Annotated in this window: 8 protein-coding genes; 1 reads left to right on the forward strand and 7 read right to left on the reverse strand. The window is 71.6% G+C overall.

The window, feature by feature from the left end; genetic code table 11:
* Nucleotides 1-90: 90 nt before the first annotated feature.
* From leuA to GCE65_RS08485, 5 genes are all read right to left on the reverse strand, one after another.
* Nucleotides 91-1,824, reverse strand: a complete 1,734-nt coding sequence (gene leuA, locus GCE65_RS08465) for a 2-isopropylmalate synthase (protein WP_228759850.1) — start codon at nt 1,822-1,824, stop codon at nt 91-93.
* Nucleotides 1,825-2,020: 196 nt separating this feature from the next.
* Entirely contained in the window at nt 2,021-4,375 is a 2,355-nt protein-coding gene (locus tag GCE65_RS08470; protein WP_152818592.1) for a transglutaminase family protein, read from the reverse strand.
* Nucleotides 4,372-5,613, reverse strand: a complete 1,242-nt coding sequence (locus GCE65_RS08475; protein WP_153878075.1) for a DUF58 domain-containing protein — start codon at nt 5,611-5,613, stop codon at nt 4,372-4,374. Before GCE65_RS08475 ends, GCE65_RS08470 begins: the two co-directional genes overlap by 4 nt.
* A gap of 20 nt (nt 5,614-5,633) precedes the next feature.
* The gene (locus GCE65_RS08480) at nt 5,634-6,623 is read right to left on the reverse strand and encodes a MoxR family ATPase (protein ID WP_228759851.1); all 990 of its coding nucleotides are present in this window, start codon (nt 6,621-6,623) and stop codon (nt 5,634-5,636) included.
* An 83-nt stretch (nt 6,624-6,706) separates the two neighbouring features.
* A complete protein-coding gene (locus GCE65_RS08485) occupies nt 6,707-12,979 on the reverse strand; it encodes an Ig-like domain-containing protein (protein ID WP_153878076.1) in 6,273 nt (2,090 codons plus the stop codon).
* A 226-nt stretch (nt 12,980-13,205) separates the two neighbouring features.
* On the opposite strand from GCE65_RS08485, the gene GCE65_RS08490 reads away from it, so the two are divergent.
* A complete protein-coding gene (locus GCE65_RS08490) occupies nt 13,206-15,350 on the forward strand; it encodes an HNH endonuclease signature motif containing protein (RefSeq protein WP_153878077.1) in 2,145 nt (714 codons plus the stop codon).
* Nucleotides 15,351-15,399: 49 nt separating this feature from the next.
* Here the strand turns inward: GCE65_RS08490 and GCE65_RS08495 are convergent, their stop codons facing one another.
* Together GCE65_RS08495 and GCE65_RS08500 are read right to left on the reverse strand one after the other, a co-directional pair.
* Nucleotides 15,400-22,158: an Ig-like domain-containing protein gene (locus GCE65_RS08495; protein WP_153878078.1), complete on the reverse strand. Its 6,759-nt coding sequence runs from the start codon at nt 22,156-22,158 to the stop codon at nt 15,400-15,402.
* A 143-nt stretch (nt 22,159-22,301) separates the two neighbouring features.
* Nucleotides 22,302-23,000 carry a hypothetical protein gene (locus tag GCE65_RS08500; protein ID WP_153879200.1) on the reverse strand — a complete coding sequence of 233 codons (699 nt, stop codon included), beginning with the start codon at nt 22,998-23,000 and terminating at the stop codon, nt 22,302-22,304.
* Nucleotides 23,001-23,010: the final 10 nt, after the last annotated feature.

Below are 23,010 nucleotides of genomic sequence, written 5' to 3' on the forward strand. Positions count from 1 at the left end.
AGGACCGGCCGGGGTGTCCGGGAACGGCGGGGAAGATACCCCGGGCGCTGCACCGGAAAGTCTCCCCACCCGAGGGCGGGCCGGGGTGGATCAGCGCAGCGCCCGGTTGACGGCCGAGATGATCGCCTTGAGGGAGGCGGTCGTGATCGACGGGTCGATCCCCACCCCCCAGATCACCCGGTCGCCGACCTCGCACTCGACGTAGGCCACGGCGCTCGCGTCGTCTCCCTCCGAGAGGGCGTGCTCGGCGTAGTCGAGCACCTTGACGGGCACCCCGCTCTCCCCGAGCACCTCGACGAACGCGGCCACGGGCCCGTTCCCCGCGCCGGTGAGCACGCGCTCGACCCCGGCGTCGGTCAGGGTGACGGTCAGCTGGTCGTCCCCGCCGTCGCCGGCCGAGGTGACCTGCGTGGCACCGAGGGCGAACCTGCCCCACGGGGTGAGCCCGTTCTCGGCCGTCGCCGGCAGGTACTCGTCGGAGAACAGCTGCCACAGGGTCTCCGCGGTCGCCTCCCCGCCGTCCGTCTCGTTGTGCGCCTGCACCTCGCGCGCGAACTCGATCTGCAGCCGGCGCGGCAGGTCGAGCTGCCGGCTGCTCGCCAGCAGGTAGGCCACCCCGCCCTTCCCGGACTGGGAGTTGACGCGGATGACGGCCTCGTAGCTACGGCCCACGTCCGCCGGGTCCACGGGCAGGTACGGCATGTTCCACACGACCGCGGCGTCGTCGCCGCCGGCGGCCTGGACCTGCTGCCTGCGCAGGTCGAAGCCCTTCTTGATGGCGTCCTGGTGCGAGCCGGAGAACGCGGTGTACACGAGGTCCCCGCCGTAGGGGTGGCGCGGGTGCACGTCCATGCGCGTGCAGTGCTCGACCGTGCGGCGGATGTCGTCGATGTCGGAGAAGTCGATGCCCGGGCCCACGCCCTGGGAGTACAGGTTCATCCCGAGGGTGATCAGGTCGACGTTGCCGGTGCGCTCCCCCTGACCGAACAGGCAGCCCTCGACCCGGTCGGCCCCGGCCAGCACCGCCAGCTCGGCCGCCGCCACGGCGCTACCCCGGTCGTTGTGCGGGTGCACCGAGAGCGAGATGTGCCTCCGCCGGCTCAGCTGCCGGCTCATCCACTCGATCTGGTCGGCGTACACGTTCGGCGTGATCCGCTCGACCGTGGCCGGCAGGTTGAGGATGATCTCCCGCCCCTCCTCCGGGCCCCACACGTCCATGACCCGCTCGGTGATCTCGAGCGCGAAGTCCAGTTCCGTATCGATGAAGATCTCCGGCGAGTACTCGTAGCCGAACTCGGTGTCGTCGCCGAGGATCTTCTCCGCGTAGTCCATGACGTGCTGCGTGCCGCGGGTAGCCAGTTCGATCGTGGCGGCCTTGTCGTTGCGGAAGACGACCTCGCGGAAGATCGGGGCGGTCGCGTTGTACATGTGCACGCTCGCCCGGTGGGCCCCCTCGAGCGAGGCGACGGTGCGTTCGATCAGATCCTCGCGCGCCTGGGTCAGCACCGAGATCGTCACATCCTCCGGGATCGCGCCCGAGTCGATGATCGAGCGCACGAAGTCGAAGTCGGTCTGCGAGGCGGCCGGGAAGCCGACCTCGATCTCGGTGTACCCCATCCGCACGAGCAGGTCGAACATCGTGCGCTTCCGCGCGGGGTCCATCGGCTCGATCAGCGCCTGGTTACCGTCGCGCAGGTCCGTGCTGAGCCAGCGGGGCGGGGCGGTGATGCGCTTGTCGGGCCAGGTGCGGTCCGGCAGGTCGACGCGGATGGACTCGTGGAACGGCCGGTACTTCGTCACCGGCATGGGCGTGGATCTCGACATGGTCGTCAGCTTCCTTCGGATGATCGGGTGGCTTCGAGGCCGGCACCACGAGACTCCGCGACGAGGGGTCGGCCGCTATCGGGCCCCGCCGCGGCACAGAAGGAGGAGATCACATCCGAAACGCATGGCCTCAGCATAGCGCGCCCGTGGCCGCCTACCGCACCGGTCCCGACCGGTCCCGTCGAGGCTCTCCCGATCACGGACGGCGCCCGCGCGCCGTCCGTGGGCCCCGCGCCCGCCGTAGCCGCGCCCGCCGGCGGTGGGCCCGCAGCGACCGCAGCGAGATCGCGGCCCGGAACCGGCGCCGCAGCGTCCGGGCCCGGCGCAGCGATCCGCGCGTCTGGGTCACCTCCTCCCAGAAGGCGAGGATCTCCCGTTCGGCGGGCTCCTCCGGCGCGAACACCCCGGCGTCCGCGCGCTGGGCGAGCAGCGTCGTCGACACGCCGAACTCCCGGGCGAGCACGGCCGAGGCCTCGGAGCGGGTGAGCCCGGGCGGGGCGACCAGGCCGAGGTCGAGTGCCTGGTCGGAGAGCTCGAGCCAGCCGCCCGCGAGCCGGTTCGAGGCCGTGCCGCGGGTGCGGCGGTGCCGTCGCCGGCGGTCCTTGAGGGCGAGGATGATCGCGATAGGCGCGAGGAGTACGAGCAGCGGCAGGCCGAGCAGGGCGCTGTAGCGCACCCAGGCGGGCCGATCCTCCTCGTCGTCGGTCTCCTCGGAGTCCGGGTCGATCTCGTCGCGTTCCTGCGGGGGCACCTCGGCCTCGGGCTGCGGCGGGTCGGGCGGCTGGATCACCTGCGGTTGCGGGCGGTCCTGCGGCTCGGGATCCTGGGTCTGAGGCTTCTGGTCCTCCGGCGGGGTCGGATAGAACGGCAGCCAGCCGGCACCCTCGAACGCCACCTCGACCCAGGCGGTCACGTCCTCACCGGTCACCGCGGTCTCGCCCGGGGGCAGGTGGAAGCCCATGACCACGCGGGCCGGGAGGCCGAGGGCGCGCACCATGAGTGCCATGAGCGCCGCGTACTGCTCCTCGTCGCCGATGATCGCCTCCGGGTCCTCGATCATCGTGGCGAGGCGGCCCGCGCCGTGACCCGGGCGGGAGGGCTGCTCGCCCACGAGCCCGTCGGAGAAATAGCCGTAGGAGGCGAGCGACTGCGCGAGGGCCTCGACCCGCTGGTAGTCGCCGGAGGCCCCCTCGGCGTACTTCTTCGCGAGGTCGGCGACCGACTCGGGCACCTGCACCGGCTCGGGCAGCGAGAGGCTCTCTGCCTGCAGCCCGGCCCGGTCCACGTCGGCCGGAGTGTCCGCGACCGTGAAGTGCACATCGGCCGAGTCGCCGCCCTGGAGCCCGGCCGTGACCAGGCCGGTGGCGCTCACCCGGTTGTAGTAGAAGCTGCGCGTGAGGTCCTTGGCGCGCGTGCCCCCGAAGGTGACCTCGACCGAGCCGCCGATGCCGGGCACCCACACGTCGTGGTAGTCCTCGACCTCGATCCGCAGCTCCGGGGTGCGCTCGACCGGATCGGAGGTGATCCGCTCGCCGGTGCGGCTGAACGCGCCCGTGGCGACCGTGGACACCTCGGCGATGTTCCAGACCCGGCCGTCGTAGTAGTCCATCGCGGCCAGGCGCAGCGCGATCCCGCCCTCGGGGTGCTCCCCGAGGGTGCCGGCGAGGTCGGGGATCTCGCCGTCGATGCGGAAGAGCACGTCGTCTGCGCGGGCGTCCACGTACTTGCGGAACGAGGCGAGGGGGGAGGCGAAGTCGCGCGGGTCGGGCGGCGGCTCGATCTGGTCGCGGAGCACGTAGCGCACGTTCTCGGGCTGAAGCACAAGGTTGGCGGCCGTGCCGCCGATGACCACGAGGCCCGCGACGATCGGCAGCGCGATGACCCGGCGGGTCTCGAGCCGCCCGGCCCGGTGGGCCACCCAGAACATCGCCAGCAGGATCCCGCCGACGCCCAGGAGCAGCGGGCCCACGCTCTCGCGCGTGCCGAACAGGATCGAGGCGGTGCACACGAGTACGGGAAGCAGCAGCGCCGTCCAGAATCGGGCGGTGCGCAGCGCGAGCACGAGCGCGAGCATCGATCCGAGGAGCGCGAGCAGGAACGGCAGGAGCAGCAGCACCCCGGCTCCCCCGAGCGGGGGCGCGATCGTGAGCACCTGCTTCCACACGGTCACGAAGCCGACGCCCATGAGCTGCCAGGTCTCGGGCGTGGGCACGATCCCGCCGATGGCGGTGGTCGGGGCGGCCACGGCGCCGAGGGCGAAGATCGCCACGAGGGTCGCGGCGATCACGCTGATCGTGGGCCAGCGGCGCGCGGCGCCGACGACCCCGATCGTGACACCGGCGAGCAGACCCACCCCGCAGGCGATGAAGAACGAGGCGGACTGGTAGGCGTCGGCGAGCGGGGCGAGCGCGAGGGCGGTCATCGCCGTGAGCACCGCGATGTCGATCCCGCGGTCGCGGGTGAGCCACGTGAGCACGGGTTGGGGGGCGGCGGGGGCGGTCGAACTCCGGCGCCGGCCCCGGGCCGAGCGGCGGGAATCGGGCGCCCTCATGCGGCCGACCGCCGTTCCACCTTGCGGAACCCGGCCGGAAGGTCGGAGAGGGAGCCGAGGGTGAGCACGGTCATGACACCGAGGCGGCGGATGCTCGTGGTCGCGCCGAGCTCGGCGCGGATGACGACGCCGCTGACTCCGACGGGCAGGACGGCGCCGGCAGCGCGGATGTCGCGGGCACTCGTCGCGGCTCCGACGGCGAGCACGGCGATCGTCGCATGGGGGGCCTCCTGGCTGATGGCGCGGGCGAGTTCGACGATGTGCCGGGTGCGCCCGCTCATCTCGATCCGGGTGAGTCCGTCGAGGAAGGGGCGCACACCCACGGTGCTCACGTGCTCCTCGCTCGTCAGGGTGGTGACGTCCTTCTCGCCGGCGAAGGCGTGCAGCCCGAGCGAGCCGATCGCGCTGATCGACAGCTCGAGCTCGTCGCCGGTCTCGTAGTCGCGCCGATCCGTGGAGACGGCGAGCACGAGGTGGGTGCGGCGGGTGGACTCGAATTGGCGCACCATGAGCGTTCCGGTGCGCGCGGAGGAGCGCCAGTGCACGTAGCGCCGGTCGTCGCCGGGCACGTACTCGCGCAGGGCGTGGAAGGCGAGGTCGGCGTTGGTCAGGTCCTTGGTGGCCTGCCCCTCGAGGTCGTGGAGGAACCCGGCGGCGGAGCCGTGCATGCGCACGGTGGCCGGGTGCACGAGCAGTTCCTGCGGCTCGGTCCACACGACGGAGCGCCGCACGAGCCCGATCGGGTCGCCGCGCACGGAGGAGACCGGTCCGACCACGATGACGCCGCGCCGCTGGGTCGGGATCGTGAACAGCTCGCTGTGGGTCGCACCGCCGGTGAGGGTGGGCAGGGAGAAGCTCGCGGCCCCCGCCCCCACGGGCAGTTCGACGCGGGCCGGCAGCACGGGCCGATCGGAGGTGTTCGTGATGTCGAGGGCCCCCATGGCGCGCTCGCCCACGACGATCCGGCCGGAATGGAGCCGCAGGCCGACCTCGTAGGGGTGGCGCCCGATCGCGAAGGCCGCGGCGCCGACCATGAGGAGCACGAGCGCGGCGCCCATGATCGTCGGCTCGATCCAGCCGAGGATCCGGCCGGCGACGAGCAGGGCGATCCCCGTGAGCAGGCTCACCCAGCCGGCCCGACTCACCCACCGCACCGCGGGCGCGGTGCGGCGCACGCTGCTCATGAGGGTGGTGACGACGTGCGTGAGGGATCGGGTCGTGTCCGCTTGCGTATTCATGTGGTCGTCGCGCGCCGCTCTCAGTTGGCCGTGCGCTGGGCCGGCGGCGTCACCGTGGCGAGGATGCGGTCGAGGGCCGCTGCCGTCGTGGCGCCGTCGAACTCGGCCTCCGCGTCGAGCACCATCCGGTGGGCGAGCACGGGCTGGGCGAGGGCCTTGATGTCGTCGGGGATCACGTAGTGGCGGCCGTGGGCGGCGGCCCAGGTCTTGCCGCTGCGGACGAGGGCGAGGGCCCCGCGCACCGAGGCGCCGAGGGCGATCTCCGGCGTGGAGCGGGTGGCCTCGACGAGCCGGGTGACGTACTCGAGCACGGCCTCGTCCACGTAGACGCCGTTGGCGAGGGTCGCCATCTCCACGACGGCCCCGGCGGTGATGACCGGTTCGAGCACGGCGGAGCGGTCGCGCACCGAGGAGCCGGCGAGGATGCCCATCGTGGCGTCCCGGTCGGGGTAGCCGAGCGAGGTGCGCATGAGGAACCGGTCGAGCTGGGCCTCCGGCAGCCGGTACGTGCCGGCCTGCTCGATCGGGTTCTGGGTGGCGAGCACGATGAACGGCTGCTCCACGTCGTGGGCGACCCCGTCGACGGTCACCCGGCCCTCCTCCATCACCTCGAGCAGCGCCGACTGGGTCTTGGGCGAGGCCCGGTTGATCTCGTCGGCGAGCACGACCGAGGCGAAGATCGGGCCCCGGTGGAACGTGAACTGCCGGCTGTCCTGGTCGAAGATCGTCACGCCCGTGACGTCGCTCGGGAGCAGGTCGGGGGTGAACTGGATCCGGCTGTGGCTCGCCTGCACCGTGGCGGAGAGCGCCCGCGCGAGCGAGGTCTTGCCGGTGCCCGGGTAGTCCTCGAGCAGCAGGTGACCGCGGGAGAGCAGGCACGTGAACGCGAGCCGGATCACCTCGTTCTTCCCGAGCACCGCCTGCTCCACGTTCGCGACGAGACGCGAGAAGGTGTCGGAGAACCAGAGGGCCTGGTCCGGGGTCATGACCTCGTCGGCGGTTACGGTCATGGGGATCCTTTCGATGCGGGGCTGTGGCGGTCGGGGGCGGTCGGGGGCGATCGGGGTGAGGCGGGGGTGGGCCGTGGAAGAGACTAGCCGGGATCGGCGTCCGGCCATTCGCGCGTGGTCGAATACTCGGCGCCGCCGAGGTCGCCGCCGGCGACGGCCACCTTGACGTCGCCGCCCGGGTAGCCGTAGAAGCGCTCCGTGCGCACGACGCCGCTCGGGTCGGTCACGGCGACGGCGACCGTCTCGCGCAGGTCGGTCGGCGGCCCGAAGCGGTCGTCCGCGGGCGGGAACCAGACCTCGAACGTGTAGGTCTCCCCCGGGGTCAGGTTCGCGTAGCCGATGTCGACGTAGGCGCAGGAGCGGTGTGTGCAGGCGGAGCCCTCGTTCGCGGGCCGGGTGCGCCGCACCTCGAGGGTGGGCTTGACCGGGTTGGCACCGGTGCGTGCCGATGCGGAGCCGGTCGTGGTCTGGCCGTGCTCGTTCGTGACCCGCACCTCGATCAATCCCGAGGAGTTCCAGCCGGGCTCGACGGAGGCGGAGTCGTCGCGCTTCGATCGCTTCCAGCCGCCGTCGGTCCTGTACTCGACCGTGCTGATCGTCGCGCCGTTGTCCGAGGCCGGAAGCCGCCACGAGAAGGTGATGCGCTGCCCGCCGACCGTCGAGTCGATGTCGGGGCTGCCCGGCGGGCCGTAGGTGGACACGCCGACCGCCGCCGAGGCCTCGCCGCAATAGCTGTTGCAGGCGCGCACCGCGAGCCGGTACGTCGTGCCGTTCGTCAGGCCGCCGATCGTTCCGCCATTGCTCACGCCCGTCCACCTGCTGCCGCCGTCGATGCTGTACTGGTACTGCCGGATCGCCTGACCGTTGTCGCCCGGCGCCGTCCACGAGACCGTCGCCCTGCCGTTCTCGCCCGTCGGCTCGGCCCGCACGGACGTCGGGATCCCGGGCCTGCCGAATGAGCGCACCTGCTCCGAGGCCGGGCTCGGGTCCGACCTCCCGGCCCGGTTCTCGGCGACGACGGTGAAGGCGTAGTCCCTGCCGTTGGTCACCTCGAACCGGTGGTTGGTCGTGCTCGCGTCGAAGCGGACGGGCTCGGCGGGGGCGCCGTCCGTGATCATCGTGACGTGATAGGCGTCGATGGCGGCGCCGTTCTCGAAGGGCTTGACCCAGGCCACGTCGATCTGCCCGCCCGCGGGGGTGTCGACCCGCTCGATCGTCGGTGCGGCCGGCGCCGCCGGCACGCCGGCGGGGATCTCGGTGGCGGACCAGGGGCCCCACTCCCCGGGCTCGCGGGCCTCGTTCAGTGCCCGGGCCCGGAACTGGTAGGCGGTGCCGTTGGTCAGCCCGGTCCAGGTGAGGCTCGTCACGTCCCCGGTGACACTCTCCTGCCCGGATCCTCCCGGGGACGGGGAGATCTGGACCTGGTACTCGCGGATGGGCGTGCCCTCGTTCGCCGGCGGGCTCCAGTCGACCCCGAGCTCCCGGTCGCCGAACGTGAGTGTCGGGGGCGCGACGGGGCCGGGCTTGACGTCGGGGGTGGCGGCGGCCGAGGCGCCCGACGGCGGCGACTCCCCCACCTCGTTCACGGCGGTGACCGTGAAGGTGTAGTCGGTCCCGTTCGCGAGCCCGGTGATCGTGCAGGTCGTGTTCGGGCAGTCCTGGGCGCCGGCACCATCGGGTGCCACGGTGTAGCCCGTGATCGGGGCGCCGTTGTCGCTCGGGGGCGTGATCGAGACGACGACCTCGCGGTTGCCGACCGATTCGATCCGCGGGGGCACGGGCTGCTCGGGGGCGCCGAGCACGGAGGCGCGCACCCGGCCCTCGACCGCCCGGGCGGGATCCTTCGTGCGGTCGACCACGCGGTAGACGATGCTCATCCGCCCGACGAAGTCCGCACTCGGGGTGATCGACAGGGAGTCGCCCTCGATGGCCACGTCGCCGGAGCCGGTCTCGACGAACGCGTCGGTGATCGTGCGGGGCTCGCCCGGGAACGGGTTGGAGTCGTTCGCGAGCACATCGATGGGGGTGGCCCGGCCCTGGTGGACGTCTCCGAGGTCGTCGTCGCCCGTGGTGATGAGCGGGGCCGTGGACGAGAGCGCTCGCACCGCGATATCCGCCGTATCGGAGCCGCCGTCGGGATCGGTCACCCGGATAGAGACCGCGCCGGTCGTGTCGGGGGGCGTGTCGACCTCGGCGGCCGCCTCGAGCACCATGCCGCCCGTGATCTCGGCGCGGAACCCGGCGGGGGCCTCGACGATCTCGTAGGTCAGATCGTCGACGTCGGTGTCGAGATCGTCGCTCAACTGGCCGAGGATGAGCTGTTGTGGGTCGCCGCCCGCCTCGAGGTCGAGGCTGCCACCGCGCATCGAGGGCGGCACGGCGCCCACGGGGAGCACCTGGATCGGAACGGTGATGGTCGAGACGAGGATGCCGTTCGCGTTCGGATCCTCGGCGTCGGTAGCGCGGAACGTGAGGGTGGCCGGTCCCACGTAGTCGGCGGCCGAGACGAACCGCAGCGTCGTGTCGTCGACCACGGGCGAGCTGCCGTCGGAGTTCGTGGCCACGGTCGCCGCGGCGTCGGCCAGCTGCACGGGCTTGCCGCTCGGGGCCACGACCACGTCGGCCAGGTCGAGCACGACCTCCTCACCGCTGTCGACGCTCAGATCGAGGTCCGGTCGCAGCACGGGACCGGTGTCGAGACGGCCCGGGATCTCGACGAAGGCCTTGCCGGTGAGACCGTCGGTGTCGGTCACGGTGTAGAGGAGCACCTGGCGCTCGTCCCGCACCGGCGCCACGAGTTCGCCGTCGATGATGCGTGCACCACCGGCCGCCGTGTCCTGCCCGCCCTCGGCCGGCTCGACGCTCAGCGTCAGATCGTGTCGCGACCCGTCCGGGTCCCAGTCGTTGGCGAGCACGTCCATGGTCACCGTGTCGGTGTCGACGATCGCGTGGCCGGGCACGACGTCGTCGACGGCGATCGGCGGCAGGAGTGGCGCGTCCTCGCTCACCACCACCCGCAGGGTGCCCTGGGCATGCCCGCCGCGCCGGTCGGTCACCTGGTAGGTGAGCACCGAGGTGCCCTCCTGCTCCGGGGAGGTGAAGCTCACGAGACCGTCGGTCACCTCGACCTCGAGCCCGTCGGTCTCGGTGAAGGCGGGGACGCCGTAGGTGAGTTGGTCGCCGTCGGCATCGGTGTCGTTGGCGAGCACGTCGAGTTGGACGGGCCTGCCCGGTCGGACGTGCACCTCGTCGGCCGTGGGCAGCGGCGGTGAGTTGGTGGCCGGCGGCGGGATGATGCCGACCTGGATCTCGGCGGTGGCGGTCGCACCGAGCCGGTCGACCACGAGGTAGCTGAAGGTGTCGACGCCGTGGGCGTCGCTCGGGGCCCGATAGTCGAGCCAGGCGGTGCCCACCTCGAGCACCCGGCCGACCGTGGGCGCCTCGAACACGCCGGCGACGGAGACCGAGTCGCCGTCCGGGTCGAGCCCGAGCAGGTCGATCGGGATGCGGATGCGCTCACCGGCGAAGGCGCGCACGTCCACGGGGCCGGGCCGCGGCGGGGAGTTGACATCGTCCGAGTGCGCGACCACGTGGATCGTGATGGTCGCCGAGGACGATTGCCCGTTCTCGTCCTCGATGCCGTAGATCGCCGTGAGGGTGCCTGCCTGGTCGGGCGCCTTGAACCGCACGGTGTTCTGCGAGGTGAAGATCTCGCCGGCGCCCGGCTCCTCCACGAGAGCGTCCTGGAGTTCGAACGGCAGGCCGCCGGGGTGCATGTCGTTCTCGAGCACGGGGATCGTCACGTGGTCGCCCGCGCGCACGCGGACCGTGTCGGCCTTCGCCACGGGAGGCAGCGGCTCGGAGTCCGTGGGCAGGGGCAGCACGGTGACGGTGCCCCGGGAGGTGCCGTGACCGTTGGAGGCCGTGTACTCGAGATCGGTCGGGCCGGCGATCCCCTGAGGCGAGGAGATCTCGAGCACCCGGTGGTCGGTGATCGAGACGTCGAGATCGGTGGGCGGCTCGACCCGCTCGACGGCGATGACAGCGCCCGCCGGATCGATGTCGTTGGCGAGCACGTCCACGAGCACCGAGCCGCCGGGAGGCAGGAGCGCCATGTCCGCCACCGCCGTCGGGGCGCGCTCGGCGCGGGCCTCGACGTCGATCCGCACGAGGCCCTCGGCGGACAGGCCGTCCTCGTTCGCGGCCGTGTAGGTCACGTAGTAGGTGCCCGGGCTCTCGCTCGTCAGGGTGAAGATCCCGTCGTCGAGACGGGGAGAGACCGTCGCCCCCTCGACGCCGCCGACCTGCGCGAGCCGCAGGTCGCGGCCACCCGGGTCGCGGTCGTTGCGCAGCGGTTCCACCCGGATCTCCTGGCCTGTGAAGCCGTGCGCGTAGTCGAAGACGACCTCGGGCTCGGCCGGCCCCTCGGGCAGCACGGTCAGGTCGATCGCGATCTCGGTCTCGGCGCGCCCGTCGGAGACCCGCACCGGCACGGTCCGCTTCCCCGTACTCAGTCCCCGGTCGGCGATGCGCACCATCCCGGTCGGGCTGGTCGTGATGTCGTGCTCGTCCATGCTCTCGCCGCCGACGACGTAGACGGGGTCGCCGTCGGGGTCCTGGACGGCCGGCATCACATCGACGCTCGCGGCCTCACCCGTGACGACCGTCAGTTCGACGTCCTCGGTCTGCACCGGCCGCCGGTTGCCGTTCGGCGGCGTGGAGGTGAGCGTGAGTGTGGCCGAGTCCTCTCCCCCGCGGCCGTCGCCGATCGTGTACTCCACTCGCACGGTGCCGCTCGCCTGCTCCGTGGCGTGTAGTTGCAGGGCACGGCCGTGGTGCACGGGCTCGAGGGTCCCGAACGTCTCGGGCACGGCCTCGACGTCCGTCACCGCCAGCAGGTCCCCGTCCGCGTCGGAGTCGTTGGCGAGCACCGGCAGGGTCGTGGAGGATCCCGCTCGGATGCCGAGATCGTCGTCCTGCGCCACGGGGTCGCGGTTTTCCTGGTCGCGCTCGAGCGGGACGTCCTCCTGGACGAGGTCGTCGGACTCCTCCTCGTCCTCCTCCTGCTCGTCGGTGGGCGGGATGGTCTCGGTCCAGTTGTCCACGAGGACGAGGGTCTCCTCGAGCAGCCAGGAGTCGCCGTCGTCGAGGTTGTTGAGCGCCACGAGGTCGTGGTTGACCCGGAACCGCAGTTCACCCGTGCCGTAGTCGGGGATCTGCTCGTGGACGGCGGCCGCGGCCCGCTCCCCCGAACCACACCAGCGCACGTAATCGGCGCTCGACCAGGCACCGTGCGCGCAGCCGGCCACCTGGACCGGCTGCGCCGGGGCGCCCGCGGCCACGGGCTCGATCCGAGGCTCGGAGCCGTCGAGCGGCACGGCGATCAGGGCGTCACTGGTGGCGATGAACGCCTCGGATCCTCCGACCGACGGCGCCTGCAGCCGGGCGGAGGCGAGGTCGAGTCCCGTGTCGCTCAGGTCGATCGGCTCCGACTGCCCAGAGTCCGGACGTAGGAGCCGCAGACTGCGAGCACTCTCGTCGTAGGCGAGCACGACCGGCACCGTGCCGACGACGGTCAGCTGCGTCTGCGAGGTGCTCAGGTCTACGCCCTCGCCGAGCGGGGTACGCGTGACGGGATCGGGTGCGTCGGAGCCCTCGGCGCCCGAACCGCCCGCCTCTGCATCCTCGCCGGCCGCCTCCTCGGCGTCGGATCCGTCCGAGCCGTCGGGGTCGCCCTCGCCGGTGTCCGTGGCGCCGTCGGCCGTCAGCTCCTCGACACCGGGCCGGGTGGCGGGGTCGATCGTGACGATCTCGGCAGGGACGGGATCGAGGGCGTGGACCGTGCCGTCGTCGGCCACCGCGAGGGAGGCGTCGTCGCCCACATGAGCGGTGGCGGTCGCGGTCGGGTCCTCGAGCACGGAGACGCCGTCGAAGGGCAAGGACCACATGTCGCCCGTGCGGGGGTCGAGCACGCCGACCGTGTTCTCGCCGAGGCCGACCTCGGCCTCGGACCCGAGCGGCACGCTGCTCCCGGCCAGGGCCACCATGGCCGTGTCTATCCGCTGCAGACTGCCGGCCTGCCGATCGAGGAGGTAGACGCTCTCGCCGCGCTGGCGCACGTCGAGCGACCGGGAGGTACCGGCGGTGCTCGCGTCGATCTCCCCGACCGGCTCGTTCAGTCGGCCGACGAGCACCGAGGCGTCGTTCGTGACCCAGATGCCGCCGTTGTGCAAGTCGACGTCGGCGGTGGCCACGCCCTCGTAGGTGAGGGAGAGGACGACCACGAGGGTGGAGACGAGTGCCGTGACGACGGCACCGACCCATTGCCGGCGCCTGGCTCGCCTGCGCTCCCGCACTCAACCCTCTCTCGTCGCACCTGTCCTTCGGCGTTCGATCGTACCCGCCGCACATAAACGCTCGGCTACCGGTCGGGGTGTCGGCCGAATCACACGCACCCGGCTCCGACCGGAGGGGGCGTGGACCGTTCCCTGGATTCCGTGGGATGCAGCGGGATTCCATGGGCTTCGGGCTGTCGTTGAGTTGCCCGGGGTGAATGTCGGTGCTCGGTTCTAGGGTTGTTTCATGAGCACGAAGGCAGTCCGGCAGATGCGAGCGAGGCGAGCGGAGATCGCCTCGATCGCGTCCGAGGACGCGGTACTGGACCGGGTCCGTCAGGTGCGCAAGGTCCAGGCGGGCGCGGAGGCCGATCTGTTCTTCCTGGCGATCGAGATCGCCCAACGCAGCCCGGTCACCGAAGAGTGCGGGGCGTGGTCGTGCCACACCGATCTGGCCCTGGGGGTCTCGTATTGTGATTCGGCGGCGAACTGGTTCGCGGCCGTGACCGGCTTCTCCACCGACGCCGCCCAGGCGATGCTCCTCGAAGCCCTCGAGGTCGCCGAACGCCTGCCACTGCTGTACGGGCGGGTCCTGGATGGGCGTACCCGGGCGCACACGGCCCGGCTGGTGGCCGAACAGACCCTCGGTTTGACTGTGGAGGCGGCCCGGTTCGTCGATGTCCAGGTCGCAGCCGCCGGCGCGATCCGGGGCCGATACGCGATCAAGGGTCTGGTGCGGGAGGCGATGATCACCCACATGCCCGACCAGTACGCCGACCTGCAGCGGGCGCAGGCCGATCCGCGCCGGGCCGATGTCCACATCGGCACCGACGGCACGGGCCGCATCGATGCGATCGTGTCCACGTTCGCGGCCCTCGATCTGGAACAGAGCCTGGCCTTCGGGGCCGCGCAACTCAAGGCCGCCGGATCCGGTGAGGTCCTCGATACCCGACGCTCGCTCACCTTCGAGGGCATCATCGCCGCCACCCACCACCCCGCACCGGCTCGGCAGGACGCCCGCGACCTGACCAACGGGCAACCAGGCCAGCAGGCCCAGCAGGCCCGGCAGGCCCAGCAGACCCCGGGGACCCAGCAGGCCCAGGGACCGGGGGCGGGGGCGCCGGACTGCACGGGCGGCACCAACGTCATGGCCGCGGGCACGGGCGCGAGTCCAGCCGTGGGAGGCGCGGCCGGAGCGGCGGCGGGTCTGACCGGCGAGGCGCCTGCCACGGCTGCGGGCGGTGGTGTCTCGTGTGGGCCCGCGTGGTCGGGTCGGGGCGTGCCGCGGGCGAAGGTCGTCATGTATCTGCACATGAACGCCTCGGCGTTCTGGCCCGACGGCAGGCCGCCCGACCACCCCGACTGTCATTCTGGATGCCGACCACCCGATCGTCATCCCGGCGACCGATCACTCGATCGTCATCCCGGTGATCGGCCTCCTGATCGTCCCGACCGTGATCCTGGCTGCCTGCTCGCCGGTGGGTCGTGCGCGGACCCGCCGGGCTCGGCCACCTCGGTGGACACGACTTGTCCCGAACACGCCGCCGGTCCGGCTCGTCCCGAACACGCCGCAGGTCCGGCTCGTCCCGAACACGCCGCAGGTCCGGCCTACGTCGCGGGCCGGTTGGCCCGCGAACCCGTGCGCATCGAGGGGCCGGGGATCCCGCCCGGGCTCGTGATCAGCGCCGCCGAGGTCGTCGCCATGTTCACCACACCCCACGGCCCGGCCATGCCCGACAGCGCGCCCGTTGACGGGCCACGGGGCTCTGATAGGCCGCGCGGGTCTGGTGGGTCGTGGGGGCCGCAGATATTCGTGCGTCCGGTCATCGACCTCGAAACCGAACACGAAGTCGCCGGCTATGCCGCCGGGGACGTGATCAAGGACCACCTCCACCTACGGGATCGAACCTGCGTGTTCCCCAATTGCGCCCGCCCGGCCCGAGCCTGCGATGCCGACCACATCGACCCCTGGAAGACCGACCGCCAGGGCGACCCGACCGGCGGGCCGACCTGCACCTGCAACCTCGCCAGCCTGTGCCGCCGGCACCACCGCTGGAAGACCCACAACCATCCCGGACAGCCGCAGGGGCGCGGCTCGTGGTCCTACGTCACGCTCGCACCCGGAACCTACTACTGGACCGGCCCCATGGGCCTACGGTTCCTGCGCACCCCGACCGGCACGACCGAGGTCACCGACCAGGCCTGGCACCGCCACGACCTCGCCGCACTCCAGGGCCCCGGCACACTTCCAGACCTCGGTGCACTTCCAGACCTCGGTGCACTTCCAGACCTCGGCGCACTCCCAGACCCCCAGGGCCTCGAGGGGCGCGCGGACGTTCAGGGGCTCCCAGACCTCGATCTCACGGCTCCCGCGGACTCGCCACTGCCCTGACCGACCCGCCCGCACCTTCTGGAACGGGATTCCTGCACCGCAACCGGTGCTACCACAGCACCTTGTTCGTCGTGAGGGTCTCCGGGCCTCGGATGACGACCCAGAAGGTGCCGTTGTTCTTTCCGGCATACACCCCGTAGCTCGAGGTCCACGAACCGTTCGCGCCGACCGAGCCCATGGATTCGGTCCTCACGAGTGAGACCGAACCACCGAAGTCCTGATAAATGTCGGCGGTGTACGAACCGGGCAGAATCTGGCTGAACGTCACCTTGAACGGAGTGCAGGAGGAGACCTGACAGCCGCTCGTGAAGGCAGGGCCGCGGCTGAGTGTCGCGGACGGGTTTCGAGGCTTCGCCCCGGTCGTCTTCGACAACGTCGCCGTGGTCACGTCGCCCATGTTGGTCGTCTGCCGGATCTCGACCTTGGCCGTGCTGGAGTATCCGACCTTCACGCTCTTGGATCCGCTCGCGGAGGTCGTATTCCAGCCGCTCGTGCCCGTGATCCGGATCTCCGTCTTGTCGATCGTGGCTCCCGTCGCCGAGCCGGAGCTCCAGTCGAACTTGACGGTCTCCTTGTCCACCGAGGCGTCGATGCTCGCCTTGCTCGCGGCGCTCCACGGCTGAGCACCGGGATCGGCCGTCTTCGTGGCGCTCGTGGAGTCGCCGTAGTTGTTCGTGGCGCGCACCTCGATCGTCATCTTCTGGCCCCACTGACCCTGCTTCGTCACGGTGCCGGAGTTGTTCGCGTTCTGCCACGAGCCACCGTCGATGCGGTACTGGGTCGTGATGGTCTCAGCGCCCTGGTCGGAGCCCGCCGACCAGGAGAACGTCATGACCGGGTTCTTCTTCGTGGGGCTGTGGGTCTTGTCGATCTCGGGTGCCGCGATCGACGGCGCACCCGGCGGCTGCGGCTTCGGCATCGACTCGCTCGTGCTCACCGTGACGGACTGCGGCGTGTTGCCGGCCTCCGTCGGGGTGTTCGTCACCCGCACGTCGATGGTCAGCTGCTGTTCCCAGTTGACGCCGTTCACCGTGACCGAGTCCGTGTTGTTCGCGTTCTTCCACGATCCGCCGTCGATGCGGTACTGGGTGGCCACGGTGGCCCCGTTCGGGTTGCCCGCGGTCCACGAGAACGTGATCGAGCGCTTCGACTTGTCCGGGTCGGGCGAGTTGCTCGAGGAGAGGGTCGGCTCGCCGGGCGGGCCGTACGGCGTCACGGCATCCGGGGTGGACGGGTCGCCGCAGTAGGTGTTGCAGGCGTGCACGATCACCTGATAGCGCTGCCCGTTCGTCAGGCCCGTGATGGACCCGCCGTTGGCGACGGCGGTCCACGAGGAGCCGCCGTCGACCGAGTACTCGTACTTCGAGATCGCCTGACCGTTGTCGCTCGGGACGGTCCAGTCGAGGGTCATGGTGCCGTTCGCACCCGTGGCCTTCGCGTCGACCGAGGTCGGGATGCCGGGCTTGCCGAAGGAGCGTACGGGCGCCGAGGCCGCCGAGGGATCGGACGTGCCGGCCTTGTTCTCCGCCGCCACCCGGAACCCGTAGTCGCGGCCGTTGACCACCGTGAACCGGTGGCTCGTGGTGCCCGGGTCGAAGCGCACGGGTGCCTGGGCGCTTCCGTCCTCGATCATCGTCACCCAGTAGGCGGCGATCGCGGCGCCGTTCTCAAAGGGCTTGGTCCAGGCCACGTCGATCTGCCCGCCCGCGGGGGTGTCCACGCGCGCGACGGTCGGCACCGCGGGCGCGTCCGGCAGGCCGGCCGGGATCTCGGTGGCCGACCACGGACCCCAGTCGCCCGGGTCGGGGGCGTCGTTGATGGCCCGCAGCCGGAACTGGTAGGCCGTGCCGTTGCTCAGGCCGGTCCACGTGTAGCTCGTGGTTCCCCCGCTCAGGCTCTGCTGGCCGGAGCCGCTCGGGGCCGGGGAGATTTGCAGCTGGTACTCGCGGATCGGGGTGCCCTCGTTCGCGGGCGCGGTCCAGTCGGCGGTGATCTCCTGATCGCCGAAGGTGAGGGTCGGGGGCGTCACGGGCGCCGGCTTGACGTCCGGTCGGGCGTCGGCGGAGGGGTTCGAGGCGGGCGACTCCCCGACCTCGTTCACCGCGGCGACCGTGAACGTGTAGGTCGTGCCGTTCGTCAGGCCGCTCAGGGTGCAGGTCGTGTTCGCGCACTGCTGCGCGGCCGCGCCCGACGGGGTCACGATGTAGGAGCTGATCGGGGCGCCGTTGTCGACCGGCGGGGTGATCGAGACGACGACCTGGGCGTTGCCCACGGATTCGATCCGGGGAGGTGCCGGTTGCTCCGGCACGCCGAGCACCGAGGCGCTCACGCGGCCCTCGACGGTCCGCTCGGGTTGCCCGGTGACGTCCACGACCCGGTAGACGACGCTCATGCGGCCCACGTAGTCCGCGCTCGGGGTGAGCACGACGTTCGCGCCGTCGATCGTGACCGTGCCGGAGCCGGACTCGACCGTCGCGTCGGTGATCGTGCGCGTCTCGCCGGGGAACGGGTTCGAGTCGTTGGCGAGCACGTCGATCGTCGAGGCCACGCCCTGGTGCACCTCGCCCAGGTCGTCCGGGCCGGTCACGATGAGCGGCTCGGTCGAGGCCAGGGCCCGGACCGCGATGGCGGCGGTGCCGCTGCCGCCCTCGGGGTCGGTGGCCCGCACGGTCACGTTCCCGCTCGCGCCCGCCGCGGTGTCGATGTCGGCGCTCACCCGCAGCACCATGCCGTCGACGATCTGGGCGTCGAATCCGGCCACCTGGTCGACCACCTCGTAGGTGAGGTCCTCGACGTCGGTGTCGACGTCGTCGGTCAGCTGCCCGAGGATGAGCTCCTGCGGATCGCCGCCGGCCTCGAGGTCGACGCTGCCGCCGCGCATCGTCGGCGGCACGGCGCCGATCGGGAGCACCTGGATCGGCAGGGTGAGGGTGGAGACGAGGATCCCGTTCGCGTTCGGGTCCTCGGCGTCGGTCACCCGGAACGTGAGGGTCGCCGGGCCGACGTAGTCGTCCGCGGACACGAACCGCAGGGTCGTGTTGTCGACCACGGGCGAGGTGCCGTCGGAGTTCGTGGCCACGGTGGCGGCCGCATCCGAGAGCTGGACGGGCCGGCCGCTCGGGGCGACGACCACGTCGGCCAGGTCGATCGCGAGTTCCTCACCGGTGTTGACGCTCAGTTCGACGTCGGGGCGCAGCACGGGGCCGGTGTCGAGGCGCCCGGGCATCTCCACGAAAGCGTGCCCGGTGAGTCCGTCGGAGTCGGTCACCGTGTACACGAGCACCTCGCGGGTGTCCGGCACGGTCACCTCGAGTTGGCCGCCGGCGATCCGGGCCCCAGCCTCCGTCGTCGAGGGATCGGTGATGCTCAGGCTCAGGTCGCTGCGGGCGCCGTCGGGATCCCAGTCGTTGGCGAGCACGTCGAGCGTGGCCGTCTCGGCGTCGATGATCGCGTGGTCGGGCACGACGTCGTCCACGGCGACGGGCTGGTGCAGCGGCGCGTCGGCGCTCACCTCGACCGTCAGGGTGCCCTCGGTGGTCCCACCGCGCCGGTCGGTCACCTGGTAGCCGAGCACGAGCGGCCCCTCCTCGTCCGGGGAGGTGAAGGTGACGAGGCTGTCCTGCACCTCGAGGTCGAGGCCGGCCGTCTGGGTGAACGCGGGCACGCCGAAGGTGAGCTGGTCGCCGTCGGCGTCCGTGTCGTTGGCGAGCACGTCGACCTGGATCGCGCGCCCGGGGCGTACCGAGATGTGGTCGGCGACCGCGAGCGGCGGGGAGTTCGTGGCCGGGGGCGGGATGACGCCCACCTGGATCTCGGCCGTGGCGGTCGCCCCGAGCCGGTCGACCACGAGGTAGCTGAACGTGTCGATGCCCTGGGCGTCGCTCGCGGCCCGGTAGTCGAGCCAGCCCGTGCCCACCTCGACCACCCGGCCCAGCGTCGGCGCGTCGTAGACCCCGGCGAGGGTCACGGAGTCGCCGTCCGGGTCGATGCCCACGAGGTCGATCGGGATCCGGATCCGCTCACCGGCGAAGGCCCGCACGTCCACGGGCTCCGGCCGGGGCGCGGAGTTCACCTCGTCCGAGTGCTCGACCACGTAGATCGTGATCGTCGCGGAGGAGGACTGCCCGTTCGAGTCCTCGATCGCGTAGATCGCCTCGAGCGTCTGGGCCTCGTCGGGCGCCTTGAACCGCACGGTGTTCTGGGAGGTGAAGATCATCCCGGCGTCGGGGACCTCGACCAGCTGCGACCGCAGCTCGATCGGGAGGCCGTCCGGGTGGGTGTCGTTGGCCAGCACCGGGATCGTCACGTAGTCCCCGGCGCGCACCCGCGCGGTGTCCGGTCGCGCGACGGGGGGCAGGGCGGTGCCGCTCACGGGCAACGGGATCACGGTGACCGTGCCCACGGAACGGCCGTAGCCGTTGGAGACCGTGTAGTCGAGGGTGGCCGGGCCGGTGAAGCCGCGGGCGGAGGAGATCTCGAGCAGCCGGTGATCGGTCACCGACACCGAGAGGAAGCCGGGGGCGTCCACCCGTTCCACGGCGATGACCCCGCCGGAGGGGTCGACGTCGTTGGCCAGCACGTCCACGAGCACCGTGCCGCCCGGCGGAAGCAGGGCCGTGTCGGCCACGGCGGTCGGGGGCGCCTGTACCGGGTCGGAGACGTCGACCCGCACGAGCCCCTCGGCCGAGAGACCGTCGTCGTTCGCGGCCGTGTACTGCACGTAGTAGCTGCCGGCGGCGGGGGCGGTGAGGGTGAAGATGCCGTCGTCGAGGCGCGGACTGATCGTGGCGCCCTCGGCCTCCCCCACCTGCGCGAGCCGCAGCGGCTTCCCGGCGGGGTCGCGGTCGTTCACCAGCGGCGAGACGTCGATGGGCGCGCCTGTGAAGCCGTGGGCGTAGTCGAAGACGACCTCCGGCGGCACCGGTCCGGGATCGAGCACGGTCAGGGCGATGACCACCTCGGCCGTGCTGCGCCCGTCCGAGACGGTGATCGGCACGGTCCGCTCCCCCGTCGTGAGCCCGCGGTCGGAGATCTGCACGAGGCCGGTGGAATTGACCACGACGTCGTGCTGCTCGGTCGACTCGCCGCTGACCACATACACCGGATCGCCGTCCGGGTCCTGCACCGAGGTGAGCACGTCCACGCTCGTCGTGGCCCCGGAGGCGACGGTCAGGCCGATGTCCTCGACCTGTGTCGGGGGCTCGTTCACGGACTCGGGCACGACGCGCATCGAGATCGTGGCGTCGGAGCTGCCGCCCCGGCCGTCGCTGATCGAATAGTCGACCTGCACGGTGCCGCCGGCGCCGCCGCCCGCGTGGAGCTGCACCGCCCGGCCGTCGTGCACGAGCTCGAGGGCCCCGAAGTTCTCCGGCACCGAGCCCACGTCGGTCACGGTGAGCAGGTCGCCGTCGGGATCGGAGTCGTTGAAGAGGACGGGCAGCACGACGCTGCCGCCCGCGCGGACGCCGAACTCGTCGTCCTGGGCCACCGGGTCGTGGTTCTCCTGCTGATCGAGGGGCACGTCGTCGCGGGTGAGGTCCTGGGAGTCCTCCTCCTCGGCCTCCTCGTCGCTCGGCGGGGTCACCTCGGTCCAGTTGTCCACGAGGATGAGGGTGTCCTCGAGGAGCCAGGAGTCGCCGTCGTCGAGGTTGTTGAGCACCACGAGCTCGTGGTTGACCCGGAACTTCAGCTGCCCGGTCGTGTACCCGGGGATCGGCTCGTGGATCGGTTCGGCGCCGGTGCACGAGCGCACGTACTCCCCGCTCGCCCAGGCGCCGTGGGCGCAGCCGGCGACCTGCACCGGGGCGGTCGGAGTGCCGGCCTGCACGCGTTCGATCCGCGGTTCGCTCCCGTCGAGCGGGACGGCGAGGAGCGCATCGCTCGTCGCGATGAACACCTCGGAGGAGCCTGCGGACGGCGCCTGGATCCGTGCCGAGGCCAGGTCGACCCCCGTACCGGTCAGGTCGATCGGCTCGGCCTCCGGCCGAAGCAGTTCGAGGGTGCGGTCCTGGTCGTCGTAGGCGAGCGCGACGGGCGTATCACCCAGGGCCGTCAGCTGCGTGGTCGAGGTGCTCAGGTCCACGTTCTCCCCGAGTGGGATGCGGGGAACCTCGGCCGTGTCCTCTGTGTCCTCTGTGTCCTCGGATTCCCCAGTGTTCTCACTTTCCCCGGAACCAGCGGAACCATCGGAGCCATCGGCGCCGTCGGGGCCCTCGGAACCGTCCTGCCCGAGCGCCTCGCGCGTCTCCGGTTCGATCGTGACGATCTCCGAGGGCACGGGATCGAGGGTGTACACGGTGCCGTCGTCGGCGACGGCCAGCGAGGCGTTCTCGCCCACACGCGCCGCGGGAACGGCCGTCGGATCCGCGAGCACGGAGAGGCCGTCGAAGGGAAGGGACCAGACGTTGCCGGTGTGCGGGTCGAAGATGCCGACGGTGTTCCGGCCGATCTCGACCTCGCTGTTCGCGGGCAGGGGCAGCGAGGCGTCGGCGAGCTGGACGGTCGCCGTATCGATCCGCTGGATGGCCCCGACCTGACGGTCGAGGAGGAACACGTCGCTGCCCTGCTGGAGCACGTCGAGCGAACGGGACGTGCCGGCGAGACTCGCGTCGAGCTTGCCGACCGGCTCGTTCAGCCGCCCCACCTGCACCGATTGGTCGTTCGTGACCCAGACCCCACCGTCGTGCAGGTCGACATCGGCCGTGGCCACGCCCTGGTAGGTGAGCGAGAGCACCAGCACGAGGGCCGCCACGAGGGTGGTGACCGTGGCACTGATCCATTGACGCCGGCGGTGCAGTCTGCGCTCCAAGCTGTCCTCGCTCCTCGTGCGGAAGTCGTCATGGCTGATCGTTGGTGGTGGTCGTCGGACGAGCCGGTCGTGCAGGCCTCGCGGCCGTGCCCGCTCCCGGGGCGGACCACGATTCGGCCCGTCGGGGTGCGAGGGGCGGGTGCCTACTCCTGCGCCTGCATCTCCCGGGCATTCGCCTCGAGCAGTTCGAGGTCGGCCTGGGTCACGAGCCGCGAGGCGACCGCGTGCTCGACCAGCCGAGCCCGCCGATTCACGGCCAGCTGCTGCTGACCGCCCCGGAGTCCTCGAACACCCTGCCGGTGGAGCTTATCGCACACGTTGTCGAGCTTCCGGTTGAATTTCGTGATGTTCCACCCAAGCCGGCGCGCGGCGGTGGCCGAGGTGGGGATCGAGGCGGTGGTGCCGCGGCCGAGCAGCACCGGCTCGGCGAGGGAGAGGATGAGCAGGGTCTGCGACTCCGTGAAGGAGATGGGGCCGATCGTCGTCTCCCCGCCGGCGTGCAGGCTCGGCGTGGAGGAGGTGAAGGTCGGCGACGACCCCACGATGGTCAGTTCGTAGGTCGTGGGCCCGGCGGTGAACAGCACGGTCGTGCGGGCGAAGACGAGCGGCAGCCGCGCACCGGGTGCCAGCCAGGCCTGCACGTGCCCGTCGGAGTCGGTCACCGTGGCGGAGAGCCGCGAGCCCACGTTGTTGAGCCACCACATCCCCTCGACCTGCGTGATCGTGAGGAACTGCCGGTGCAGGTACGGGTTGTCGTCGACCTCGAGGTCACCCTCACGGCCGATGAGGAACGGCTCCTGCTCGTCGAGGTCGAACCACTCCCCGCAGAACTCCACTTGCATTGTCACCGCT

Source organism: Pseudactinotalea sp. HY158 (assembly GCF_009660225.1).
Taxonomy (GTDB): domain Bacteria; phylum Actinomycetota; class Actinomycetes; order Actinomycetales; family Beutenbergiaceae; genus HY158.